The sequence below is a fragment of the Desulfobotulus sapovorans DSM 2055 genome (assembly GCF_059569355.1).
Window position 1 is genome coordinate 49,500 of sequence record NZ_JCANVJ010000017.1, and the last position, 21,709, is coordinate 71,208.

17 protein-coding genes and 1 pseudogene are annotated in these 21,709 nt (G+C 58.0%); 16 read left to right on the forward strand and 2 right to left on the reverse strand.

From position 1 onward, the window contains the following. The first annotated feature begins 47 nt into the window (after positions 1–47). Together BR04_RS11845 and BR04_RS11850 are read left to right on the forward strand one after the other, a co-directional pair. Complete coding sequence (locus BR04_RS11845; protein ID WP_496356226.1) at positions 48–2,678, forward strand: response regulator; 2,631 nt, start codon at positions 48–50, stop codon at positions 2,676–2,678. Beyond that, a complete protein-coding gene (locus tag BR04_RS11850; RefSeq protein WP_496356227.1) occupies positions 2,675–4,807 on the forward strand; it encodes a two-component system response regulator in 2,133 nt (710 codons plus the stop codon). Before BR04_RS11845 ends, BR04_RS11850 begins: the two co-directional genes overlap by 4 nt. Positions 4,808–4,812: 5 nt before the next feature. On the opposite strand, the gene BR04_RS11855 is transcribed toward BR04_RS11850, so the two are convergent. Beyond that, on the reverse strand, positions 4,813–5,556 hold the full coding sequence (locus BR04_RS11855) for a DUF6125 family protein (protein ID WP_496356228.1): 744 nt from the start codon (positions 5,554–5,556) through the stop codon (positions 4,813–4,815). A gap of 502 nt (positions 5,557–6,058) precedes the next feature. On the opposite strand from BR04_RS11855, the gene BR04_RS11860 reads away from it, so the two are divergent. The 6 genes from BR04_RS11860 (at position 6,059) to BR04_RS11885 (ending at position 13,962) form a co-directional block, all read left to right on the forward strand. After that, on the forward strand, positions 6,059–6,679 hold the full coding sequence (locus BR04_RS11860; RefSeq protein WP_496356229.1) for a TetR/AcrR family transcriptional regulator: 621 nt from the start codon (positions 6,059–6,061) through the stop codon (positions 6,677–6,679). A 279-nt stretch (positions 6,680–6,958) separates the two neighbouring features. Further along, positions 6,959–9,973 carry an efflux RND transporter permease subunit gene (locus BR04_RS11865; RefSeq protein WP_496356230.1) on the forward strand — a complete coding sequence of 1,005 codons (3,015 nt, stop codon included), beginning with the start codon at positions 6,959–6,961 and terminating at the stop codon, positions 9,971–9,973. Next, positions 9,963–10,760: an outer membrane lipoprotein-sorting protein gene (locus BR04_RS11870; protein ID WP_496356231.1), complete on the forward strand. Its 798-nt coding sequence runs from the start codon at positions 9,963–9,965 to the stop codon at positions 10,758–10,760. The genes BR04_RS11865 and BR04_RS11870 overlap by 11 nt, the downstream gene beginning before the upstream one ends. Next, the gene (locus BR04_RS11875) at positions 10,760–12,409 is read left to right on the forward strand and encodes a DUF1302 family protein (RefSeq protein ID WP_496356232.1); all 1,650 of its coding nucleotides are present in this window, start codon (positions 10,760–10,762) and stop codon (positions 12,407–12,409) included. Before BR04_RS11870 ends, BR04_RS11875 begins: the two co-directional genes overlap by 1 nt. Before the next feature lie 180 nt (positions 12,410–12,589). Continuing rightward, positions 12,590–13,261, forward strand: coding sequence for a YkgJ family cysteine cluster protein (locus BR04_RS11880; RefSeq protein WP_496356233.1), 672 nt, complete (start codon positions 12,590–12,592; stop codon positions 13,259–13,261). Positions 13,262–13,317: 56 nt separating this feature from the next. Then, the gene (locus tag BR04_RS11885) at positions 13,318–13,962 is read left to right on the forward strand and encodes a YchE family NAAT transporter (protein WP_496356234.1); all 645 of its coding nucleotides are present in this window, start codon (positions 13,318–13,320) and stop codon (positions 13,960–13,962) included. A gap of 22 nt (positions 13,963–13,984) precedes the next feature. Here the strand turns inward: BR04_RS11885 and BR04_RS11890 are convergent, their stop codons facing one another. Continuing rightward, positions 13,985–14,830, reverse strand: a complete 846-nt coding sequence (locus tag BR04_RS11890) for an RnfABCDGE type electron transport complex subunit B (RefSeq protein WP_496356235.1) — start codon at positions 14,828–14,830, stop codon at positions 13,985–13,987. Positions 14,831–15,294: 464 nt separating this feature from the next. Between BR04_RS11890 and BR04_RS11895 the strand changes: the two genes are divergently transcribed. The 8 genes and pseudogenes from BR04_RS11895 to BR04_RS11930 form a co-directional block, all read left to right on the forward strand. After that, the gene (locus tag BR04_RS11895) at positions 15,295–15,795 is read left to right on the forward strand and encodes a SoxR reducing system RseC family protein (RefSeq protein ID WP_496356236.1); all 501 of its coding nucleotides are present in this window, start codon (positions 15,295–15,297) and stop codon (positions 15,793–15,795) included. 211 nt (positions 15,796–16,006) lie between these two features. After that, positions 16,007–16,381 (forward strand): cytochrome c3 family protein, encoded by a 375-nt coding sequence (locus BR04_RS11900; protein ID WP_496356237.1) that lies wholly within the window; start codon positions 16,007–16,009, stop codon positions 16,379–16,381. A gap of 96 nt (positions 16,382–16,477) precedes the next feature. Next, positions 16,478–17,788 carry a 4Fe-4S dicluster domain-containing protein gene (locus BR04_RS11905; protein WP_496356238.1) on the forward strand — a complete coding sequence of 437 codons (1,311 nt, stop codon included), beginning with the start codon at positions 16,478–16,480 and terminating at the stop codon, positions 17,786–17,788. Then, entirely contained in the window at positions 17,785–18,756 is a 972-nt protein-coding gene (locus tag BR04_RS11910) for an RnfABCDGE type electron transport complex subunit D (RefSeq protein ID WP_496356239.1), read from the forward strand. Before BR04_RS11905 ends, BR04_RS11910 begins: the two co-directional genes overlap by 4 nt. After that, positions 18,744–19,334, forward strand: coding sequence for an RnfABCDGE type electron transport complex subunit G (gene rnfG / locus BR04_RS11915; RefSeq protein WP_496356240.1), 591 nt, complete (start codon positions 18,744–18,746; stop codon positions 19,332–19,334). Before BR04_RS11910 ends, rnfG begins: the two co-directional genes overlap by 13 nt. Next, a complete protein-coding gene (gene rsxE, locus BR04_RS11920) occupies positions 19,335–19,931 on the forward strand; it encodes an electron transport complex subunit RsxE (protein WP_496356241.1) in 597 nt (198 codons plus the stop codon). Between the two features lie 9 nt (positions 19,932–19,940). Then, positions 19,941–20,516: an electron transport complex protein RnfA gene (locus BR04_RS11925; protein WP_496356242.1), complete on the forward strand. Its 576-nt coding sequence runs from the start codon at positions 19,941–19,943 to the stop codon at positions 20,514–20,516. An 81-nt stretch (positions 20,517–20,597) separates the two neighbouring features. Beyond that, positions 20,598–21,709, forward strand: a pseudogene (locus BR04_RS11930) (pyruvate:ferredoxin (flavodoxin) oxidoreductase); the annotation flags it as partial.

The following is a 21,709-nucleotide window of genomic DNA, read 5'->3' on the forward strand; positions in this document are numbered from 1 at the left end:
GCCTAAAAAGATTCCGTCCTGCTGACCCGTGACCCAGGGAATCTTTCATGCGCCTTGCCAACAAATACCGCCTGCTCACCGCCATCCACATCCTCCTGCCCTTTCTGGCAGCAGGTTTCAGTGCCACCCAGTCCGGGCTTTTCCGGCAGAAGGCCTTCCAGGATGTGCTGGGCATTGCCGCCATAACAGGCCTTTTCATCATATTTTTCAGCCCCCACATGCCGGGGCTTTCCTGGCTCATCACCCGCCCCATGCGCCGCATCATGGCCTTTTGCAAAGACATTCAGGAGGCAAAGGCACCCTACTTTCATCTGCCCCCCGAACACGGAGAGGAAAATGAACTGATCACCCTGATGCGCCACATGAACTGGATGGCCCGCAAAATCCGCGTCCGGGAAGCGGAGCTGGAAGCCCGTGTTCTGGAGCGCACCCAGGCCCTGGAAAAGGCCTTCCGCCAGCTTGAAAACGCGCGGGACGCAGCGGAGGCCGCCAGCCGGGCCAAGGACGGCTTTCTTGCCACCATGAGCCATGAAATCCGCACGCCCCTCAATGCCATCTCCGGCATGTGCGAAGCCCTGCGGCACTCTTCCCTGACATCCTCGCAGACCGAACAGCTCCGGGTCATCCAGACGGCCAGTCAGGCCCTTCTCGACCAGATCAACGCCACCCTGGATTTTTCCCGCATCCGCGCAGGCCAGCTCCCCCTCAGTCCGGCCCCCTTCCGCATCCGGGAAATGATGGAGGAGATTTCCGCCATCTTTGCCACGGAAGCAGGAAAAAAAGGGATTGAGCTCATTGCGGATGTGGCTTCAGAGGTTCCCGCAAGCGTCCTGGGAGACGGCCAGAGGCTCCGGCAGGTGCTCATCAATCTCATGGGCAATGCCCTGAAATTTACGGAATCCGGTGAAATCTGCCTCAGCGTGGGTGCGGAAAAAGACCATCTCACCTTCCGGATACGGGATACGGGCATCGGCATTCCGGAAAAAGCCCGAAGCAGCATTTTTCTCCCCTTCACCCAGGCCGACGGCTCCATCACCCGCCAGTACGGCGGAACGGGCCTGGGTCTTGCCATCTGCAAGGGCCTTGTGGAACAGATGGGAGGCCACATCGGCCTTGAAAGCGAAGAAGGCCGGGGCAGCACCTTCTCCTTCTCCCTGCCCCTGCCGGCCCTGCCCCAGTGTGAGTCTCCTCTCTCTGTTCCCGAATCCCTCCAGAGGCTCCGCTGCCTTGTGGTGGAGGATCATCCCCTCACCCGGCGGGTTCTTGGGCGCTACCTGAAGGACTTCGGATTTTCCGCAGACTTTGCGGACACAGGAGAGGCCCTGCGCGAGGCCCTTGCCCGCAGGCCCCTGCCCGATATCATCCTCCTGGATACCCACCTCAAAAATCCGGAAGGCCGGGATACGGACGGACTGGCCCTCTGCCGGGAGCTTGCGGAAGAATCCGCTCTGCCACCCGTCATCCTCATGGGCGGATGGCCGGGAGAGGAAGGCCTTGCCCTCGCCACACCGGGCTGCCTTGCCTTTCTGGCCAAACCCCTAAGGCCCTCCACCCTCTTTGACACCATCATGGAAATCTTCGGAGCCGATATCCGCATCCGTCCCTGTGCCGCACCGGCCTCGCCCCCGGATCTCAGGAACCTGAGGGTTCTCCTTGTGGAAGACAACAGCGTCAACCGCCTTGTGGCTGAAGAGCTGCTGCTGCCCGCAGGGATTCAGATGAAACATGCCGCAAGCGGTGACGCGGCCCTGACCCTGCTCCGGCGGGAGCCTGTGGATGTGGTGCTCATGGATGTGCGTATGCAGGGCATGGATGGCCGGGAAACCACCCGGAAACTCCGCAGCATTCCCGGCCTCGGAAAGCTTCCCGTCATCGCCCTCACAGCGGACGCAGGCCCGGAGGAAGAGGCCCTCTCCCTCAAGGCGGGCATGGATGCCCACCTCACGAAACCCCTCGACGGAAAAGCCCTTTTTGCCATGCTGGCCCGGTTCCGGCCCCAAAAAAGTCCGGCAGCGCCCGCCCCTCTCCCTGAAAACGATATCCTGGACACAGAAGGTGCCGTGGGCCGCTTCCTTGGCAATGAAAAACTCTACCGGAAAGTCCTTGACGAATTTATCCGCAACCAGGCGGATCTTCCGGAGCAGATCCTTCAGAGCCTGGACAGGGGCGACAGGAATCATGCCCGCCTCCTCGCCCATACCCTGAAGGGAACGGCCGCCAACATCGGGGCCAAAGCCCTGTCCCGCTCCGCCGCAGAACTTGAAAAAATGCTCAGACGAAACGAGGAGGAGGAAAGCCTCCGGACAGAACTTCTGACCCTTAAAAAGAAGCTCAACGCCCTTCTTTGCAGCATCCGGGAAAACCATCCCCCGTTTTCCCCACCTCCGGAGCATCCTGCCAGGCCGGATGTCCTTCGTTCCGAGCCACAGGGATCGGAACAGCTGATCTCGGATCTGGCCGACCTCGATGCCCTGTTTGCGGCCAACCGCATGAACGCCAAAAGCAAAACCGCAGACCTTGAAAACGCCCTTGCCGCCTGTGGCAGAATCCGGGATTTCCGGAGGCTCATGGACGCTGCGGAACGCTATGATTTTCAGAATGCCCGGAGCATCCTCACGGAAATCCGTGGCAGCCTGACACCGGCTCCTCATCAGGGGCCAGAGGGAGTACCCGCATGAATGTACCTGTCCAGAATCCCCCCACCCTTCTCATTGTGGATGACACCCCGGCGAACATTGATATCCTGGGAAACCTCCTCATGGACAGCTACGCCATCCAGGTAGCCACCAGCGGCCCCCAGGCTCTGGAGATCATCCGCAACTCCGAAACCCGGCCCGATCTCATCCTTCTTGATGTGATGATGCCGGGGATGGACGGCTTTTCCGTGTGCCGGGAGCTGAAGGCCCATGAAGACACCCGCCACATTCCCGTAATTTTTGTCACCGCCAAAACCGACACCGCAGATGAGGCCGAAGGTCTGGCCTTAGGCGCTGTGGACTACATCCGTAAACCCATTGCCCCGGCCATTACCCGCAGACGGGTGGACAACCATGTCGCCCTGAAACGCTATCAGGATCACCTCATTTTCCGTCACAAAACCCGCTGTCAGACCATGGCCCAGGCCCTGAAAGCGGAAAATGAGAACCGCCTTCGTCAGGAAAGTTATTTCCGCCAGCTTTTCGCCCACGCGCCCCAGGCCATCTTTCTCGTCAACCCCGAAGGCCGGGTCATGGAAGCCAATCCCGGTGTGGAGCGCATCCTCGGCTATGCCGCAGAAAGCCTTGCAGGTACCGCACTCTCGGATCTGGAGGCGGAAAAAAATCCGGAAAACCGTGCGCTGCTCTCCCGCATCCTCAACGGGGAAACCGTGCACTGTGAAACCTGCACCCGCCATGCCAAGGGCCACCCCATCCCCATGTCCATGGTCGGCTATCCCGTGCAGACCTCCCCGGACAATGCGGATATCTTCCTTGTGATGGAAGACATTTCCAGAAGAAAACGTCTGGAGGCCGATCTGCGCCATCAGGCATCCCACGATGCCCTCACCAACCTTGCCAACCGCAGCCTCTTTGCCAGCCGCCTGAACGATCTGCTTGACAACCCGGAGCGCAGGGCCGAAGCAGCCGTTCTCTTTGTGGATCTTGACCGTTTCAAGGCCGTGAACGACAGCCTCGGGCATTCCGCCGGAGATCAGCTGCTCTGTGAGGTGGCCCGCCGTTTCCGGGACAGCGTGCGTCCCTGGGATCTTGTGGCCCGCATGGGCGGAGATGAGTTTGCCCTTCTGGTGGAAACGGTGCACACGGTTCGGGATGTGCAGGACATTACCCGCCGCATCCTTGACGCCGCAGCCCGTCCCTTTAAGGTGGAGGGAAAAAGCGTGCACATTGGGGCCAGTATCGGCATCGTGCATCCCTTATCCGGCTACAAAAGCTCGGAATCCGTGATGCGGGACGCAGATCTTGCCATGTACAGGGCCAAAGCCGCAGGCAAAGGCCGTTTTGAAATGTTTCACAAGGATTTTCACCACAGGGCCGTGAGTGCCATGGAAATGGAAGGGGCCCTCCGCAGGGCTTTGGAAAAAAGGGCCTTTCCCGTCTGGTTCCAGCCCATTGTGGATCTGGAAACGGGAAAGGTCGCAGGATTTGAGGCCCTGGTACGCTGGCAGCAGGCGGATGGCACCATGGTTTCTCCCGCAGACTTCATCCCCCTTGCCGAAGAAACGGGACTGATCGTCCCCCTGGGCCGTCAGGTGCTGGAAAAGGCTCTGAAAACTGCCGCCTCCTGGCCCTGCGACACCCTCCGCCCCTATCTTGCCGTAAACGTCTCCGCACGCCAGTTCGAAGAGCCTGATTTTGCGGATATTGTGGCCGGTTGTCTGGAAAAAAGCGGTTTTGAGGCAAACCGCCTTCACCTTGAAATCACGGAAAGCCTGCTCTTCTCCCAGTCTGAAACGGCTATGACGGTTCTGGATCAGCTGCGCAGACTGGGGCTTTCCATTGCCATTGATGATTTTGGCACAGGCTACGCCAACCTCACCTGGCTGCAAAAATTTTCCGTGCAGCAGATCAAAATTGACAAAAGCTTTGTGGCCGGTCTGTCCGACCGGCCCGAGTGCATGGAAATTGTCCGCAGCGTCATGGAACTTTCCTGCCGCATGGGCTTTTCCGTCGTGGCTGAAGGCATTGAGACGGAAATCCAGAAAAACATCCTCACAGGTTTCGCCTGCCCCCTCGGCCAGGGCTATCTCTTTTCAAAACCACGGCCCGAAGAAGATCTGCTGCCGTTTTTTTCCAAGAAGGCAGGCTGAAGACCTCAGTCTTCTTCAAGGATAAATTCCCAGGCACACCACCACCCGTCCGGATGGGCATCGGGCGGGCAGCCGATGCAGTGTGTCCGGATACGGGCATCCACCTCCCTGGCAAAGAAGGGATACTCCACCAGCCCTGCGCTTTTGCAGGGATAATCGGCAAGCCCCTTGCGCTTTCTGGCATCCTGCACCCGGCACTTGTGCATGCGGAACACAAAACGATCCGGCCCCGTATCCTCCATGCTCTGCTCATTGATAAAGGCGTAAAGTCTGTGGTTCAGGGCCTTTTTCAAGCCTTCCAGCCCGGGACGCGGCCCAAGGTTCAGACTTTTACGGATCATGGCTGCTTCAAAGGGTGAAAAATGGGCCCAGCAGGAATCATTGCAGCGCTTAGCGTCATTCATCCCGTGACGGAACTCCACCCCCTGAAACCACAGCCCGTCCAGGGCCAGCCAGTTCAGGGAAACGGCTTCCCGCAGGGCCTCCAGTTTTTCCTGCGGCAGCTCCAGAAGGGGAGCGGGCAGCCCGTCTTTCATGGGAAAACCCAATACCTTGGCGAAACGGTTCATCTGCACATCCAGAACACCGCTGCATACCTTTGAGAGAATCTCATGGCCCGCCTCTGGTCCCAGTTGATGGCGGACTTCGGCAAACCAGAGTCCGTAATGCACCATGCTGCGGTGAAAAAGATCCAGAACCATGGCTGCCATGGCTTCCGGTGACGGCGTGTCCTTCATGCTGTCCTTCATAGCGTTTTCCCCTGTCTGACGGGTCAATGGGCGGACTGCCGGGGCAGTCCATACGTGGCCAAAGCCTTTTCTCTGAACCTTTCTGTAGTAAGAGTATGCAAAAACAGGGCCGCCCCTCCTTTTCAGTCCGGACATGATACCCTCATAACATCCTGATATTTAATATCATTACCCCAAAGACCTCCTGATCTGCCCGGATTTCCCCCTTTCCCCATGTGCAGAATCCGCCACATTTTTCCGCTTCGCATCCGGATAAGCTTCTCTTTCAAAAGACAATACCTCTCCGGATTCAGCAACCCCATATGGTGGCGATCCTTCCCCACTCCCTGACCCATAATAACAATTTCTGATTACCACCCTGACTCAGCCATGCAGTCGCAGATTTTGCCCATGCAGCACTAAACTCAGCGTTCCCACGCTGGAGCATGGGAACGATAGCTGAAAAAAGATGGTAATCAGTTAAAAATTTGACATCCTCTTTCTCCCCTGCTACACGGATGACATGTCAGTCACCACCTCCGATAAAGTCAGCACACGGCAGAACATCCTGGATGCGGCAGTGCGTATCTTCAGGGAAAAGGGGTTCCAGAAAGCCCGGATCTCGGATATTGTCTCCGCAGCCGGTCTGGCCCAGGGAACCTTCTACCTCTATTTCAAATCCAAAGAAGACATCGCCCGGGAAATCTGCAAATCCTTCATGGAAAGCCTCACCCATGTCTTTGAGTCCGATGAGGATGTCTTTACCAGCCGAACCCTGGAGGAACTGCGCATTCGCCTCCGCAGAATGCTGGTGGAAGCCCTTTCCATCCTTCAGGCGGATGCCGAGGCTGCGGAAATTGTTCTGCGGGAGGGCATCGGCCATGGCGGACTTTTCAAAGAGCTTTACGAGGATCTCATCTTCGGTTTCATCAGACTGCTGCACGGCAGGCTGGAAAATAGTCAGGCCCGTGGCCTTCTGCATGTACCGGATCCCGAAACAACGGCGGTTTTCATTGTAAGTCTGGTGGAACGCAGCTTCTTTTTTTTCATGGTCATGCGCGGCACCCTGGACGTGGAAAAAATTGCGGAAGAGATGAGCCTCTTCATCCTGAACGGTCTTGCCCGAAAGGGAAGCGACGGGTAAGAAACGGCTCCCGCGCCGAAACCCTTGCTGCGCCAGTCGAAAAACCATGGCTGAAGGGAAATCGATTGAAAAAGGTCTTTACAGCCTGAGATAAAGCCCCTATTGTGACTGACGAGTCAGTCAAGGGTTGCAAAAAAAAATGTGGATTTGATCTGCCATAGCCCTTCTTGATGACTGACAAGTCAGTCGCTCCCTGACCTGCTATGGAACCCCTTTCAAGGAAATCTGCTAACGAATAAATGACTGATGGGTCAGTCGTAATCACATAAAGGACACCCTATGCCGAGACTCACCTCACCCCTCCTTTCCCTGGCTGAAAAACCCAAAATACTCTTTCCCCTTCTGCTGCTCGCAACCCTGTTTCTGGCCTTCGGCGCAAGACAGCTTTCCATCCAGAACGACATCATGTTCATGCTGCCGGACAGCAATGCGGAAAAACTCTTTTTCCTGGAGACCCAGGAAAAATTCGGCTCCGGCACGGGCATCGCCATTGCCATCTCTTCAGAAAAAGGCATCTACGATCCCCTGCTTCTGGAAAAAATCCAAAAAGCCGGAGACCGCATCCGGAACGCCAACCAGACCATCCCCGCCCGCATCCTCGAGAAACGCTTTTCCCTTGGGCCTTCAGATGCTCTGCTTATCACCGCTTTTTTACAGAACCACATGCGTATGGAAGGCCCGGATGCCCTTCCGGAAACGAGCCTTTTCACAGAAAAAGAGACTCTGGAGGAAGCCCTTTCCGAAGCCCTGCCCCCGGCCCTTTACGGAGAAAACCGGGAGAGCCTCATCCAGACCACAGCCGCCCACCTCTCCCGCATGGCTGTCTCCCTGCCCGATCCCGGAGCCGCACTCATGGGGATCGTCAGCCAGCCCACGGACAGCCGGGGCTTCAACCGGGGCGTATGGGTGGACGAGGTCTCCTCCCTCATGGAAAGTGATACCGTGTGGCCGGAGTTCGCCTTTCCCGAAGATCTGGAAAATTTTTTCCTTTCAAGGGGGTTTTCCGAAAAAAAGGAGGCCCGAACCTTGAGCCGTATCCTCCTTGAAAGGGGAAAACTCTCCCCCAAAGCCCTGCACGGTATTCTCCACAAGGAAGAAGAAAGCCTCAGACGGTCCGGGCTTTCCAAGGTTTTTCTTTCCCGTCTTCAGGAAACAAGCCTCCGGGATGCGGACTTTCTTTCTGAGCTTTCCCGGCTTCTCCAGCAAAGCCCCAAACAGATCCGGACGGGCAGGATTTTTACAGAAGGAGAAAGCAGCCTTGAAGATCTTAAAACCCGGCTCCATGCCTGGGCCCTCTTTGAGGGAGGCCTGTACAGCAAGGATGAGCGGAGCACCCTCATCCTGATCCGCACGGCTCCCAATCTCACCAAGGCCCACAAGGCCCTGCTCCTTTCCGAAGTACGGCAACTCCTTGATGAGGTCTTCGGGGATTCCCCCTACCGCTATGCCCTTGCCGGAGAGCCGGTGGTGGATGATGCCATCGGCGAGTACATGAGCCATGACATCCAGAGGCTTTTTCCCTTTGTCACCCTGGTGGTCATGGCCTGTCTCTTTCTCATGTTCCGCAACCTTTCCGGTGTGCTCTATCCCATGCTCACGGTACTGCTCTCCCTTGTCTGGTGTTTTGGCATCATGGGCTATGCCGGGGTACCCGTATCCCTTGTCTCCTCGGCCCTGCCCGTCCTGCTGGTGGCTGTGGGCACAGCCTATGCCATCCACCTGACCCATGCCCTTCAGGAAAGCGTCCCCCCTGCTGCGGACAGACTCCAGAGAATAAAAATCGCAGGCCGTGTCCTCAGCCTCACCGGCGGCGGGGTGCTCATGGCAGGACTGACCACCTTTGCGGGCTTTGCCTCCCTTGCCAGCAACGCCATCGTGCCGCTGCGGGATTTCGGGATTTTCATCGGCCTTGGGGTGCTCTTTGCCCTTGGCATCGCCATGGTGCTGACTCCGGCCCTTTTCATCCGCTTCGGGTTCCGGAAAAAACGCCTCCCCCCAATCACTCCGGCTGAAAAAAGCCCCTTTATCACCCGTATCTGCCTTTTCTGCTGCAAAAAACCCAAAACCGTCACAGCCCTCTACCTGGGTCTCTTCTGCCTTTCCATGGCAGGCTTTTCCCTTCTCCGGGTGGAAATGAACAACATCACCTTTTTCAGAGAAGAAGCCCCCATCCGCAAAGCGGACATCTTCATCAACAAACACTTTGCAGGAACCACCGGGCTGTCCCTGGTCTTTTCCGGAAAAAATCCGGGCGATGCCCTGGATCCGGATCTCCTCCGCTTCCAGGAGGCCCTCAGCCGCCATCTCACGGTAACCCACCCTGAAATCGGAAAAGTCATTGGAGCCGCAGATTTCATCCAAAAGATGAACCAGGCCTTTTTTGACAATGATCCCGCCCGTTACAGACTGCCTGCTTTGGAAGAACTCTACGGAGAGCAGAGTGAAACAGCCCTGAAGGCCCAGTATGAAGCCTACATGGACAAGTATCCGCGCAAGGACACAAAATCCTTTCTGGATCCCACAAAAAAGGAAGGCCTGCTCAGCATCCAGCTTCAGACCGGCGCAAGCTCGAAAGTGGAGGAGGTGGCCCGGACAGTGAGCACCTTCCTGAACGGCCCGGAAGGCCAGATCCTGAAAGATAAAGGCATAGGGGCAAGGCTCACCGGCGCAGGACTTCTTTACATCGAGGCCAACCAGCTCATCGTGAAGGGGCAGATCGGCTCCATCCTCATCTCCCTTGTCCTGGTTTTCCTTGTGGTCAGCCGCATCATGAAATCTTTCCTCTACGGGCTTTTCAGCCTCATTCCCCTCAGCTTCACCATCATGGGCATCTTCGGGGTCATGGGCTTTTCCGCCATTCCCCTGGATGTGGCCACGGCCATCACCGCCTGTGTGGCCATCGGCATCGGCATTGATTACGGCATCCATTATCTGGTGCACTACCGGGATGCCCGCAACCGGGGCCTCGGCCACAGGGAGGCGATAGAAGAGACAGCAGCGGGTACGGGAAAGGCCATTTTCTTCAATGCCGCAGCCGTCACCTCAGGCTTTCTCGTGCTTCTCGCATCGGCCTTCATCCCCCTCGTCCATCTGGGGCTGCTCATCTCCCTGACCATGGTCTCTTCAGCCCTGGCCGCCGTCACCCTTCTGCCCGCTGTCCTTACGCTTGCGGCTCCCAGACTCCATGGCCTTCATTCCAGAAACAAGGAAGCCCAAAAACTTCCTGAAAACACCACAGGCCCATCCCAAAACCCCCTTACCCTGAACCCAGGAGGCACTTCCCATGCGGCATAACCCCCTTTTCTTCACCCTCATCGTATTTTTCAGTCTTTCCAGCCCGACCCTGGCCATGGGCCCCTTCAACGCCGCCACAGCCAGAGAGGATGGCCAGATCCTTGCGGAAACCGTGGAAAGTTTCAACAGGCCGGAAAAGGATCTTTCCATGCGGGGCGTCATGATCCTTCTGGCCGGAAACACAGTCACCGATACCCGGCAGGTGGCCATCCGCCAGAAAACGGAAGGAGAGCGCAACCGCTACGCCCTCCGCTTTCTGGACTCCATCAAACGGGGCCTCACCTTCCTCACCATTGAAAACGAAGACAAGGACAACGATCAGTACCTCTACATCCCGGCCCTGGGCAGGGCAAGAAAGGTGGCCTTAAGCGACAAGCAGAACGCCTTTGAGGATACGGACTTTTCCTTTGAGGATCTGGGAGGCCGCAAGGTCAGTGATTATGTCCATGAACGCAGAAGTGATGCCACCTTTTCAGGGAAAAGCTGCTTCCGGGTGGAGTCCCTGGCAAAGGATGGGGCCGCAAAATACCCAAGACAGCTGAGCTGGATCGACAGGGAAAACTTCGTCCCCCTTCAGGTGCGGTTTTTCGGCAGGGACGGCAGCCTGGAGCGGGTGATTGTGGCAGGCGATGTCCGGAAAACCGGCGGTATCCACATCCCCTTCAAAATCGTTGCCAAAGACCTCAAGGCCAGCCACACAACGGAAATCACCCTGACCGAGGCCGTCGCAAACACCGGCCTTGACGGCGGCATCTTCACAAAAGACCAGATGGGGGATTCCTGGTGATGACATTTTTTCCCCGAAAAAGCAGGCCTTCCTGGGCCAGAACCCTTGTTTCCATGCTTCTGGCCGTCTGCCTTCTGCCCCAAAGCCTTCCGGCTGAAGAGATGGATGCGGATCTGGATTTCAGCGCCCTCCTTGGAGAAAGGGGAGCGGAAAGCAGTCCGCCCCCTGCGCCTGCTCCGGTAAAAGAATACACCCTTGAAGGCGAAGTCCGCCCTTCCGTCTGGTATCCTCTGCATGAGCCCTATGAGATGCGCAGCACCCACCGCATGGATCTTCTTATGGAAAAGCCCGGAGACGACAGTCTGGTTGTGGCAAGGCTGAAGGCCGACTACCAGAGCCGGAAGGAAAAGGATACGGCGGATGCGGATATCCGGGAGCTGTATGTTCAGAAGCGCTTCACACTTGCAAAAAGTACCCGGATGTCCTTCACCGCAGGCAAGAAAATTGTCCACTGGGGCAAGGGAGATGAGATCCGGCCCGTGGATCGCGTGTCTCCGGAAGATCTGCGCCATTTTCTCTATTACGACAAGAACGACAGAAAAACGGGAATTCCGGGATTTTTCCTTGAAAGCAGCTTTCAGAGCGGGCTGCGCATTGAAGGCTTCTGGTCTCCCGTTTTTGTGGCGTCCACCATGCCGGAAGCAGACAGCCACTTTGCCCCGCCCCTTCTGGACGCCTACCGCAGCGCAGGCGGCAGACTTCATGCCAGTGATGAGGACTGGATCTGGGACAACGACGCCTCCTTAGGGCTTCGCATCAGCCTTCCCGTCAAAAACGCGGACATCTCCTTTTATGCCTGGAAGGGCAAAGATCCCATGCCCCATCTGCGTGCAACCCACATCAAGGATCGCATCACCGTCTCCGATCTGCTGGAAGCCCTCGACATCCCTGTCCCCGAAGTTCCAAACCCGGGAACCCTTCTTGACACTGTCCCTGAACTGCCCGCCCGCTGGGCCCATCTGAATCCCACGCGGGAGCTGCTCCTTACCAAACTCCGGGAGGACTCCAGCCTGGCCTATGCCGAAACCGTGGAAAAACTGCTGGCCACCCTGCCCGATCCGGACAGCTTCCTTTTTCTGGAAATCCCCCCCCTTCCCTCGGATCTCGCCTATGATCACCGGGATACGCTTTTCCTTGGAGCCGATATGGAGTTCAGCGCAGGGGCCTATGTCTTCCGGGGAGAGGCCGCCTGGCAGATGCAGGGCAACTATGAGCTGGTGGACTTTACCCGGAACCCCGAACTGCTGTACCGCTTTCCCCAGGCCGTGGTGCAGAAAGACAAACTGGATTTTCTCTTCGGCATTGACAGAAACGACCTGCTCCTCCGGAACCTTTTCGCCAATGTGCAGTACGTGGGCATCTTTCTTCCGGATCACGGGGATTATCTTCAAAACAAACAGTTCCGCCACGGCATGACCGTCTGCCTCAGGTATTCCATTCTGGATTCGCGGATCAGCGGTATGTGGCGTCTTTTCACCTGGCTGGACTCCCACGACCGTCAGCATCAGGTTGAGCTTTCCTTCAAACCCGCCAAAAACCTCCTGTTCACCACAGGGGTCTTTTTCTACGACGGCGGCACCGAAAAGGATCTCTTTGGCCAGTTCAGGGAAAAGGATTTTTCCTTTCTCCGGGCCAGCCTGATCTTCTGAACCCGATCATCCAGACCTGATTTCTAAAAAAGGGAGAGCCCTTCTTTTTCCTGGCACCCGCCCGAACCCTTTGACATCCGGCCCCTTTTCAGGCTAGATCCCCCGCAGCAGGTTCCCGGAAACAGGCTCCCCATGGTCCCCCTCCATGGCGGCATTTTTTACCACGGACAAGGAGACACCATGCAAACATCCTGCACCCAATGCGGCGAATGCTGCCGAAAAGGCGGCCCTGCCCTGCATATTGAAGACAAGTTCCTCGTCATGCAGGGAAAGCTTCCCGCCAGCGGGCTCTTTACCTTAAGAAAGGGCGAGATCGCCCTGGAACCCATCGAAAACAAAAAAATCACACTGGAAGAAGAACTCATCAAAATCCGGCCCGACCGGAACAGAGACTGGGCCTGCATCCATCTTTCCGAAGACGGGGGGGCCTGCGACATCTATGAGACCCGGCCCGTGGAGTGCCGTCTTCTCAAATGCTGGGATCCCCGCGCCCTTCTCGCCCGCTATCAGGAAGACAGGCTCACCCGCAAAGACCTTTTCGGCGCTGTGGAAGGACTCTGGGATTTAATCGAAGATCATGAGAAACGCTGCGGCTATGGACGCATTGCAGGACTTGTGGCGGATCTTGAAAACGAGGTGCTCCGGGAAGAGCGCGTGCAGAAGCTGGGGGAGATTCTTCTGTATGACAAGCACATACGGGAACTGATGAAAGAAAAAAAACCGGAGATGGGCTTACTTGAAGATCTCCTCTTCGGCAGACCCCTCATGGAAACCCTTCCCCTCATGTTTGACCTGAAAATTGAAAAAAAAGAACACGGATGGGTGATCAGACCCAAACGCATTCCTGTCTGAAACATCATCCCGCAAAAGGGGGCTTTGCCCCCTTCCTTCCTGAGGACATCTTTTCCATGGAATCCATAGAATCCTACTTCAAGTTTTTCATCGCAATGGCCGCCATTGTCAACCCACTGGGGGCGGTTCCCATTTTTCTGAACGCCTGTAGTGACGAATCCCTGAGAGACAAGAAAAAAACCATCAAAACAGCTTCCATAACGGTTTTTTTTGTCCTCTTTATTTCCCTGATTTCAGGAGAGGCCCTTTTGCGGGTCTTTGGGATTTCCATGGCTTCCTTCCGGGTTGCAGGCGGCATTCTCATCCTGCTCATGTCCTTCAGCATGCTTCAGGCAAAGGTCAGCCCTGCAAAACAGACCCAGGAAGAAGCAGAAATTCTGGAATCCAATATCAAAGAAAGTATTGCCGTCGTTCCACTCGGGATTCCCCTGATGGCAGGCCCCGGCGCAATCAGTACCGTCATTCTGTACGCGCAGCGCCACAGAACCGTTCAGCATTATCTGATTCTGCTTGGCCTGATCCTCAGCATCGCCATCCTCTCATGGACTGTTCTGAGGATCGCACCGGCCATCGCCTCCAGACTCGGCCAGACAGGCATCAACATTGTCACAAGAATCATGGGGCTGCTCATGGCTTCCATCGGCATTGAATTCATGGCCAACGGACTTAAAATCCTCTTTCCTGTGCTGACATCCCTCTGAACCAAAATCAGGAAGGCCCCTGTCAGGCAGCTTCCGAAGCCTCGCTGCCCGTCTCTCTCCTGCCGGAAACGGGCTGAAAGCATCCGGGCTTGCATTTCACCGAAAGACAGACCGCCTCCGGGCAGACCGCGCACCGGGTGTAGTCGAAAACCGGCAGATTGCCGTCCATGGAAAGCGCCCCGTGGGGACAGGCCTTCGTGCAGAGGCGGCAGCCGATACAGCCAAAATCGCAGGCTTTTTTCGTTTCTCCGCCCTTTTCCGGGTTCCGGCACAGAATCACGCTTTTTGCCGTTTCCGGAACCATGGAAATCACCCCTCTGGGACAGGCCTTCGCGCAGAGACCACAGCCGATGCAGGCCGAGGCGTCCACCTCCGCAATGCCCCTTTCATTGATGGTAATGGCCTTTTCCGGACAGACGGACACACAGCTTCCCAGCCCGAGGCAGCCCCACTTGCAGGCCTTGTCCCCTTCGGCCATGAGGGAGGCAGCCCGGCAGTCGGCAATGCCTTTATAGGTGAAAAGACTGCGGCAGCCTTCCACGTTCCCGCCGCCGCAGGCCACAAGGGCCTTTGCCGCCACCACCTCTTCGGCCTCCTTGCCTGCAATACGGGCCACCTCGCGGGCCACATCCGTTCCCCCCGGAAGACAGAGGGCGGGCGAAACTTCAGGTTCCGTCACCACCTTTTCCGCGTACTGACGACAGCCCGCATATCCGCAGGCACCGCACTGGCCCGAGGGCAGCACGGCCTCAACAAGATCAATGCGGGGATCTTCTTCCACATAGAGCCATCTGTCCGCTATGGCCAGCAGCAGACCGATCAGCGCCCCCAGACCACTCAGGGCCAGCACAGAAACCAGAATCTCCATCCTTGACATTCTCCTTTCCCGTTCCCGGAAAGCAGGCTGTGCGGGAACATCCTTCCATTAAGAGGATCACAAAAAGAACCGGGCATCTTCCCGGAATCGGCTCACATCCCCCTGCCCGTCCTCTTTTCCGGACAGAACCGGGGGTCCGGATTTTCTTTAAATAAAGATCTGAAAAGCCCCTCGCCCAGGGCGGAAGCCCGGAAAAAGCCCACAAGCCGGAACCTTTCCCGCCTTACAGGATGAGGCGGGAAACCCGCTTCTGCGCCCCGGCCCTTCACACCTTTACAAGTTCCATGCCAGCATGGGTAAAGTCCGGCTGCCAGTCCCCTTCGTCCGGGTCTTTTTCCTTCTTTCTTTCTGGCATACATCCTGCTTTCCTTATCCTCCATGGGCCGGGGCCGCACGACCCGCCGACCTTCCGGCACAGCCCCCCACCATCCACCCTTTTTTGAAAGGAGGCTTTCATGCGCACCACAGAAGGCATTGTCACCCACACTTCTTCCAGGGGCACCACCATCCGCGCATGCAGACCCGAGGCCTGTGCAGCCTGCAAAGGCAGGGATTTCTGCGGTGTCAACACCGCAACCATGGAAATCCGGGTAAAGACCCTGCACGGCCTTCAGACCGGAGATGCCGTTCTCCTCGGCATCGGCTCCAGAGAAATGCTGAAGGTCATGGCCCTCCTCTACCTTCTGCCCGTAGCCGCCTTTGTCCTCACCTGCCTCGGGGCCTACCATGCCGCCCTGCGGATGCAGCTTCCCGCAGACCCCATTGCTGCGGCTGCGGGGGCACTCTCCCTGGGGCTGACCTTTCTCCTCATCCGCAAAACCGGGCAGCGCCTCAGCCGCTCTCCGGCCTATACGCCCCGTATCCTCAAACGCCTGGACGCTCCCGGCCTGTCTGATTTTTCGGACAGACCTCCCTTCCCCCAAAAGGGACAGGGAGAAAACAGAACGCTTTTTTGATTCATATTCGACAAGTTAGAAGCAATGGCATCCAATTTGCTTTTTACCGTCACCGACTGCCCATCTCTCCTGAAAAGGGCGTGGACGCCCCCCCGGTCGTCCGCGCCCTCCCAGGAAAGACCCGTCGCCCACCTCTGCATCACAAACGTAAAAAACCGGTTGGGCCTCCCGGTACCTTTCTGAACTGAACGGACATTAAAGGCGGATTCCCATGCAGCCACTTTCTCCCAAAATACTCTTCAGCATCGCCCTCCTCCTTTGCGGTATGGGCTTTGGCGCTTACGCCCTCTTCCCCCCACCCGGCCCGGACGGCGGCGAACCCGTGCGCCTCCTTTTTGAGGGCAAGGCCGGTCATGTGCTCTTTGACCACACGGTTCACACAGAAAGCTATGGCATCGACTGTGCGAGCTGTCATCACAACCTCGACTACGGGGACGACACCTATTCCTGCGCCGTCTGCCACGAAAAAATTTCCGATGATCCCAACATGCTGTCCCTGACCGATGCCTACCACGAGCAGTGCATCCAGTGTCACAGGGATGAACAGGCGGGTCCGGTGGACTGCGCCGCCTGTCACAACCGCTGAAGGCCGCAGAGGGCAGTGCCTTCACCCTTAAAAGCTGCCCGCCTCCGCTCCGAAAAACAGGCCCAGGCCTCTGACATCCGCACCAGGAGAATGCCCATGATTGTCAACCGACTCCTCACCCTTGGCTCTTCGCGGCTCCGTTACGCGCTGCTGCCGCCAACCCTGCCCACACCCGACCCCCTCCCCGCCCCCTTAAGCGTCACCCTGCTTTCGGATCAGAACCTGAAACAGGGCATGGGCGGCCGGGAAGCCCTGCTGCGGCTGAAGGAAACACCGGGAAAAGCCTTTCGCCTCCAGAAGGGAGACAGCGTGGCCAAAGGCCAGATCCTCCAGCTGCTGGACAAGGGACAGGCGGTGATTGCCCCCATTTCCGGGGTGATCGCCTCCATGACCCCTTACGTGGGCGACTATGGCCGGGTTTACCTAAGCCTCACCATAGAGGCTGCGGAGAGCGACCTTCTTCCCGAAGCCCCGCCCTTTCAGCGGGAAGACATGTTCCGTGCGGCTCCCGGACTGCCCGGTAAACCCTGTCTGCCCGAAACCCCGCCCCAGCGGGTGATCATCAGCGGCCTTGGCTCCGACGTGCTGGCCACCAACAACCAGTATGTGCTGAAAACCCGGACCAAAGACCTTGAAGCGGGCATGGACTGGATCCGCAACACCTGGCCTGGGGCAGCCATCCATCTCATGGTGGCCGAAGGGCAGCAGAAGGACTGGACAACCATGCCTTTCTGCACCGTCCATGGCGTGGCACCCGTATACCCCCAGGCCTCCCCAAGACTCCTGCACCGGGCCGTAACGGGAAAGGAAGCCCCTGCGGAAAGCCCCCTCGAAGAGGCGGGCACCCTGGTGCTTCAGGCCGAAGCCCTGGCCGCCATGGGCGTTCTCTATGCCACGGGCGTTCCCCCCCTGCACAAGCTGGTGCAGGTCATGGGCAAGGACGGGGTGGGCCATCTGGTTTCCGCCTGCATCGGCACCCCGGTTTCCATCGTGCTGGCCCATCTGGGGCTTAAGGCCGAATACGGCGACCGGGTCATCCTCGGCGGCCCCATGACAGGCTATGCCGTCTATCAGGATGACTTTCCCGTCTGTCCGGACACGGACACCCTGCTCATTCAGGCACCAGAAAGGGGCGTTCCCTGCCAGACCCCGGCCTGCCTCAACTGCGGGGCCTGCACCCGCATCTGCCCCGCACGGGTGCCCGTCAATCTCATGCTCCGGGTTCTGGAAGCAGGACACTACGAGGAAGCGGCCGAATCCTTTGATCTCATGAGCTGTATCGACTGCGGCCTGTGCAGCTTTGTCTGCCCCGGCCAGATTCCCATCTTCCAGTACATCCAGCTGGCCAAATACGAACACCGCCGCCACCTCGCGGACGAGGCCCTGCGCCAGGAGGTGGCATTATGACAGCCGCCTCCCCGCGCTTCACCATCAGTTCTGCCCCCTTCATCCACTGCGGGCACACCACGACCCGCCGCCATCTTTTCATCATGGCCGCCGCCCTGCCCGCCCTTGTACCGGCCCTCCTCTCCTTCGGAGGATCTGCGGCGGCGGTTTTCCTGCTGGCTGTAGGCTCAGCCATGGTCTGGGAGCTTCTTTTTCAGAAGCTTTTCCGCAGACCCTCCCGCGCCCATGACGGGGGCGCTGCCCTCACGGGCCTGCTCATCGCCATGCTCATGCCTCCGGCCATGCCCTGGTGGGCCGTGATCACCGCCACAGGGCTGGCCATTGTGCTGGGCCGGGAACTTTACGGCGGCACAGGGGCCCATCCCTTTAACCCCGTGGCCCTGATCACCGCACTGCTGCTCATCTCCTGGCCCCAGCTCTATGATCTCGACCGTACCTTCCTCCATCACAGCCTCGACTTTTCCGCCGTATGGCCCCTTGTGGAGGTGAAGGCCATGGGGGCGGAAGCCGCAGCCCGGTTCAGCCTGATGGATCTCTTCCTTGGCCGGGAAATCGCCTATATGGGAACAGGATGCGCCGCAGGGCTTCTTCTGGGCGGACTCTTTCTCATGGCAAAGGGCATCTGCCGCTTTGAAATCTGCCTTTCCTTTATCCTCGGTATTCTGCTCACAGCCACAGCCTTTCACCTGGCAGATCCCGCCCGCTACGCAGGCCCCCTTTTCCATCTCCTCACAGGCAGCACCCTCTTTGCCGCCTTTTTTCTCATGCCCGAAGATGCGGGCTCTCCGGCGCTGCCCCTGCCCATGTTCCTCTTTGGCCTGGGCGGCGGTGTGCTGGTCATGCTCATCCGCAACATCGGCGTGTACAGTGACGGCGTGGTGTTCGCCGTACTCCTGATGAATCTTCTTACCCCCATCCTGGACAGGATGCGGCCCAAAGCCCTGGGGAGGTCCTCATGGGAGAAATGATACGTATGGTGGCCGTTCTGGCCGTTCTCAGCGCCGTCTCCGGAGGGGTGCTGGCCGGGGTGCAGCAGTGGACGCGGGAACCCATTGAACGCCAGCAGCTTGCCAATGAGAAAGCCCCTGCCATCCGCCATATTCTGGAAGGTATGGAAAACGACCCCATCACCGAACGCTTCACCCTTAAGGACGGCGACAAAAACCGGCAGTTTTTTCCGGGCCTGCTTCCGGACGGGTCTGTCATGGTGCTGGAAGGCAGCAGCCAGGGCTTTTCCGGTGACATCCATGTCATGGTGGGCATCCGCATGGACGATGACACCCTGGCAGGCATTGGTGTGACCACCCACAGTGAAACACCGGGCATCGGCTCCAGAGCCAAGGACGATCCCTCCTTCAGCCGCCAGTTTGCGGGGAAAAAGGCTTCAGACCCCCAAGCCCTGAGATCCGATGGCGGCGACATCGACGGACTCAGCGGTGCCACCATCACGTCAAAGGCCGTGTGCCGGGCTGTGGAAGAAGCCACAGCTGCCTACCTGCGCCTCAAGCCCGAACTGGAATCCCGCTTTTCAGGAAAGGAGGACTAAATGCCCCGTCCCCTGCACAAGGAATTTTTAAAGGGCCTGTGGGAGGAAGTGCCTCCTTTCCGTCTGGTTCTCGGACTCTGCCCCGTTCTTGCCGTGACCCGCAGTGTGGAAAACGGTATCGGCATGGGCCTTGCCACCGCCTTTGTTCTCGTATGCTCCAACATGCTCATCTCCCTCTTACGGAACCACATTCCCCCCAAGGTGCGCATCGCCTGCTACATTCTTGTCATCGCCACCTTTGTGACCATTGTGGATCTTCTCATGCAGGCCTTCACCTATCCCCTGTACCAGAAGCTCGGCATCTTCATTCCCCTCATCGTGGTGAACTGCATCGTTCTGGGCAGGGCGGAAGCCTTTGCCAGCAAAAACACCCTTCTCCCCTCCCTGGCTGACGGCCTTGGCATCGGCATCGGCTATACCCTCTCGCTGGCCACCCTGGGAACCTTAAGGGAGGTTTTCGGAAACGGCACCTTCTTCGGACACACGGTTTTCGGATCAGGCTACATGCCCCTCACCTTCCTTGTGGAAGCGCCCGGAGCCTTCATCGGCTTAGGGCTTCTTCTCGGGCTCATGAACCTCATCAGTCAGCGGCGATAGGAGACTCCCATGACCACCTACATCCTTCTGGCCGTCACCTGCATTCTGGTGAACAACATCGTCCTCACCCAGTATCTGGGCATCTGTCCCTTCATGGGCACCTCCAAGGCCATGGAAACCGCAACGGGCATGGCCATGGCCGTACTCTTTGTCCTTGTCATGGCCGGTTCCGTCACCTGGATGGTGGAACACTGGCTCCTGGTGCCTCTCGGCATCACCTTTCTGCGCACCATCGCCTTTATCCTCATCATCGCGTCTCTGGTGCAGTTTGTGGAAATGTTCCTCAAAAAAAGTGCTCCCGGCCTGTACGCCAGTCTCGGGATCTTTCTGCCCCTCATCACCACCAACTGCGCTGTCATGGGAACCTGCCTCCTGGCCATCAGCGCGGACTACAGTTTCATCGAAACTCTGGTGGCCTCCACAGGCTATGCCTTAGGCTTCGGCCTTGCCCTCATCCTCTTTGCCGGTGTGCGGGAGAGGCTCTTTCAGGGCAGAATTCCCAGGGCTTTCCGGGATACGGCCATCGGCCTTGTCACCGCAGGAGTCATTTCCTTAAGTTTTTTCGCCTTTAAAGGCATGGGCTGATCCCCATCATCCCCCCCCCCAGGCCACAAGCTTTTTCCATGAAGCCGTGCAACCCACGGCACAACCCCCAAAGGAGAGAACATGGCAGCAACAGAAAAAAAATGCATGACCATTGATGGCAACACCGCAGCAGCCCATGTGGCCTATGCCTTCAGCGACCTTGCCACCATCTACCCCATCACGCCCTCCACCCCCATCGGTGAAATCTCCGATGCCTGGGCAGCGGACGGACGCAAAAACATCTTCGGTCAGCCCGTGACCGTACGTCAGCTTCAGTCCGAAGCCGGGGCCGCTGGCTCCATGCACGGCGCCCTGGCCGCAGGGGCACTCACCTCCACCTTCACGGCCTCCCAGGGGCTTTTGCTCATGATCCCCAACATGTACAAGATGGCGGGTGAACTCCTTCCCGCCGTCTTCCATGTGACCGCCCGGGCCGTGGCCGCCCACGCCCTGTCCATCTTCGGCGACCATCAGGATGTCATGGCCTGCCGCCAGACGGGCTTTGCCCTGCTCTGCTCCAACTCTGTGCAGGAAGCCATGGACATGGCCCTTGTGGCCCATCTTTCCGCCATTGAAGGCCGGGTGCCCTTCCTTCACTTCTTTGACGGTTTCCGCACCTCCCACGAAGTGCAGAAAATCGAGGCCATTGCCTATGAAGACATGGCAGGTCTTGTAAACCGCGAAGCCATGGCAGACTTCAAGCACAACGCCATGAACCCCGAGCACCCTGAAATCCGTGGCACGGCCCAGAACCCGGACATTTACTTCCAGGGCCGGGAAGCCTGCAACCTCTTCTATGAGCAGCTTCCCCACATCGTGGCGGACTACATGAAAAAGGTCTCCGCCCTCACGGGAAGAAGCTACAGCCTCTTTGACTACGTGGGCCATCCCGAAGCAGAGCGCGTCATCGTGGCCATGGGCTCTGCCTGTGAAACCATCGAAGAAACCATTGATTATCTTGTTGCAAAAGGCGAGCGCGTGGGCCTCATCAAGGTTCGCCTCTACCGTCCCTTTGTGAACGAGGCCTTCCTTGCGGCCCTGCCCGCCACCGTGGAGCGCATCACCGTTCTTGACCGCACCAAGGAACCCAGTGCCATCGGTGAGCCTTTGTATATGGATGTCTGCACCGCCTTTATGGAGCACGGCGAAGCGCCCGCCATCGTGGGCGGCCGCTACGGTCTCGGCTCCAAAGA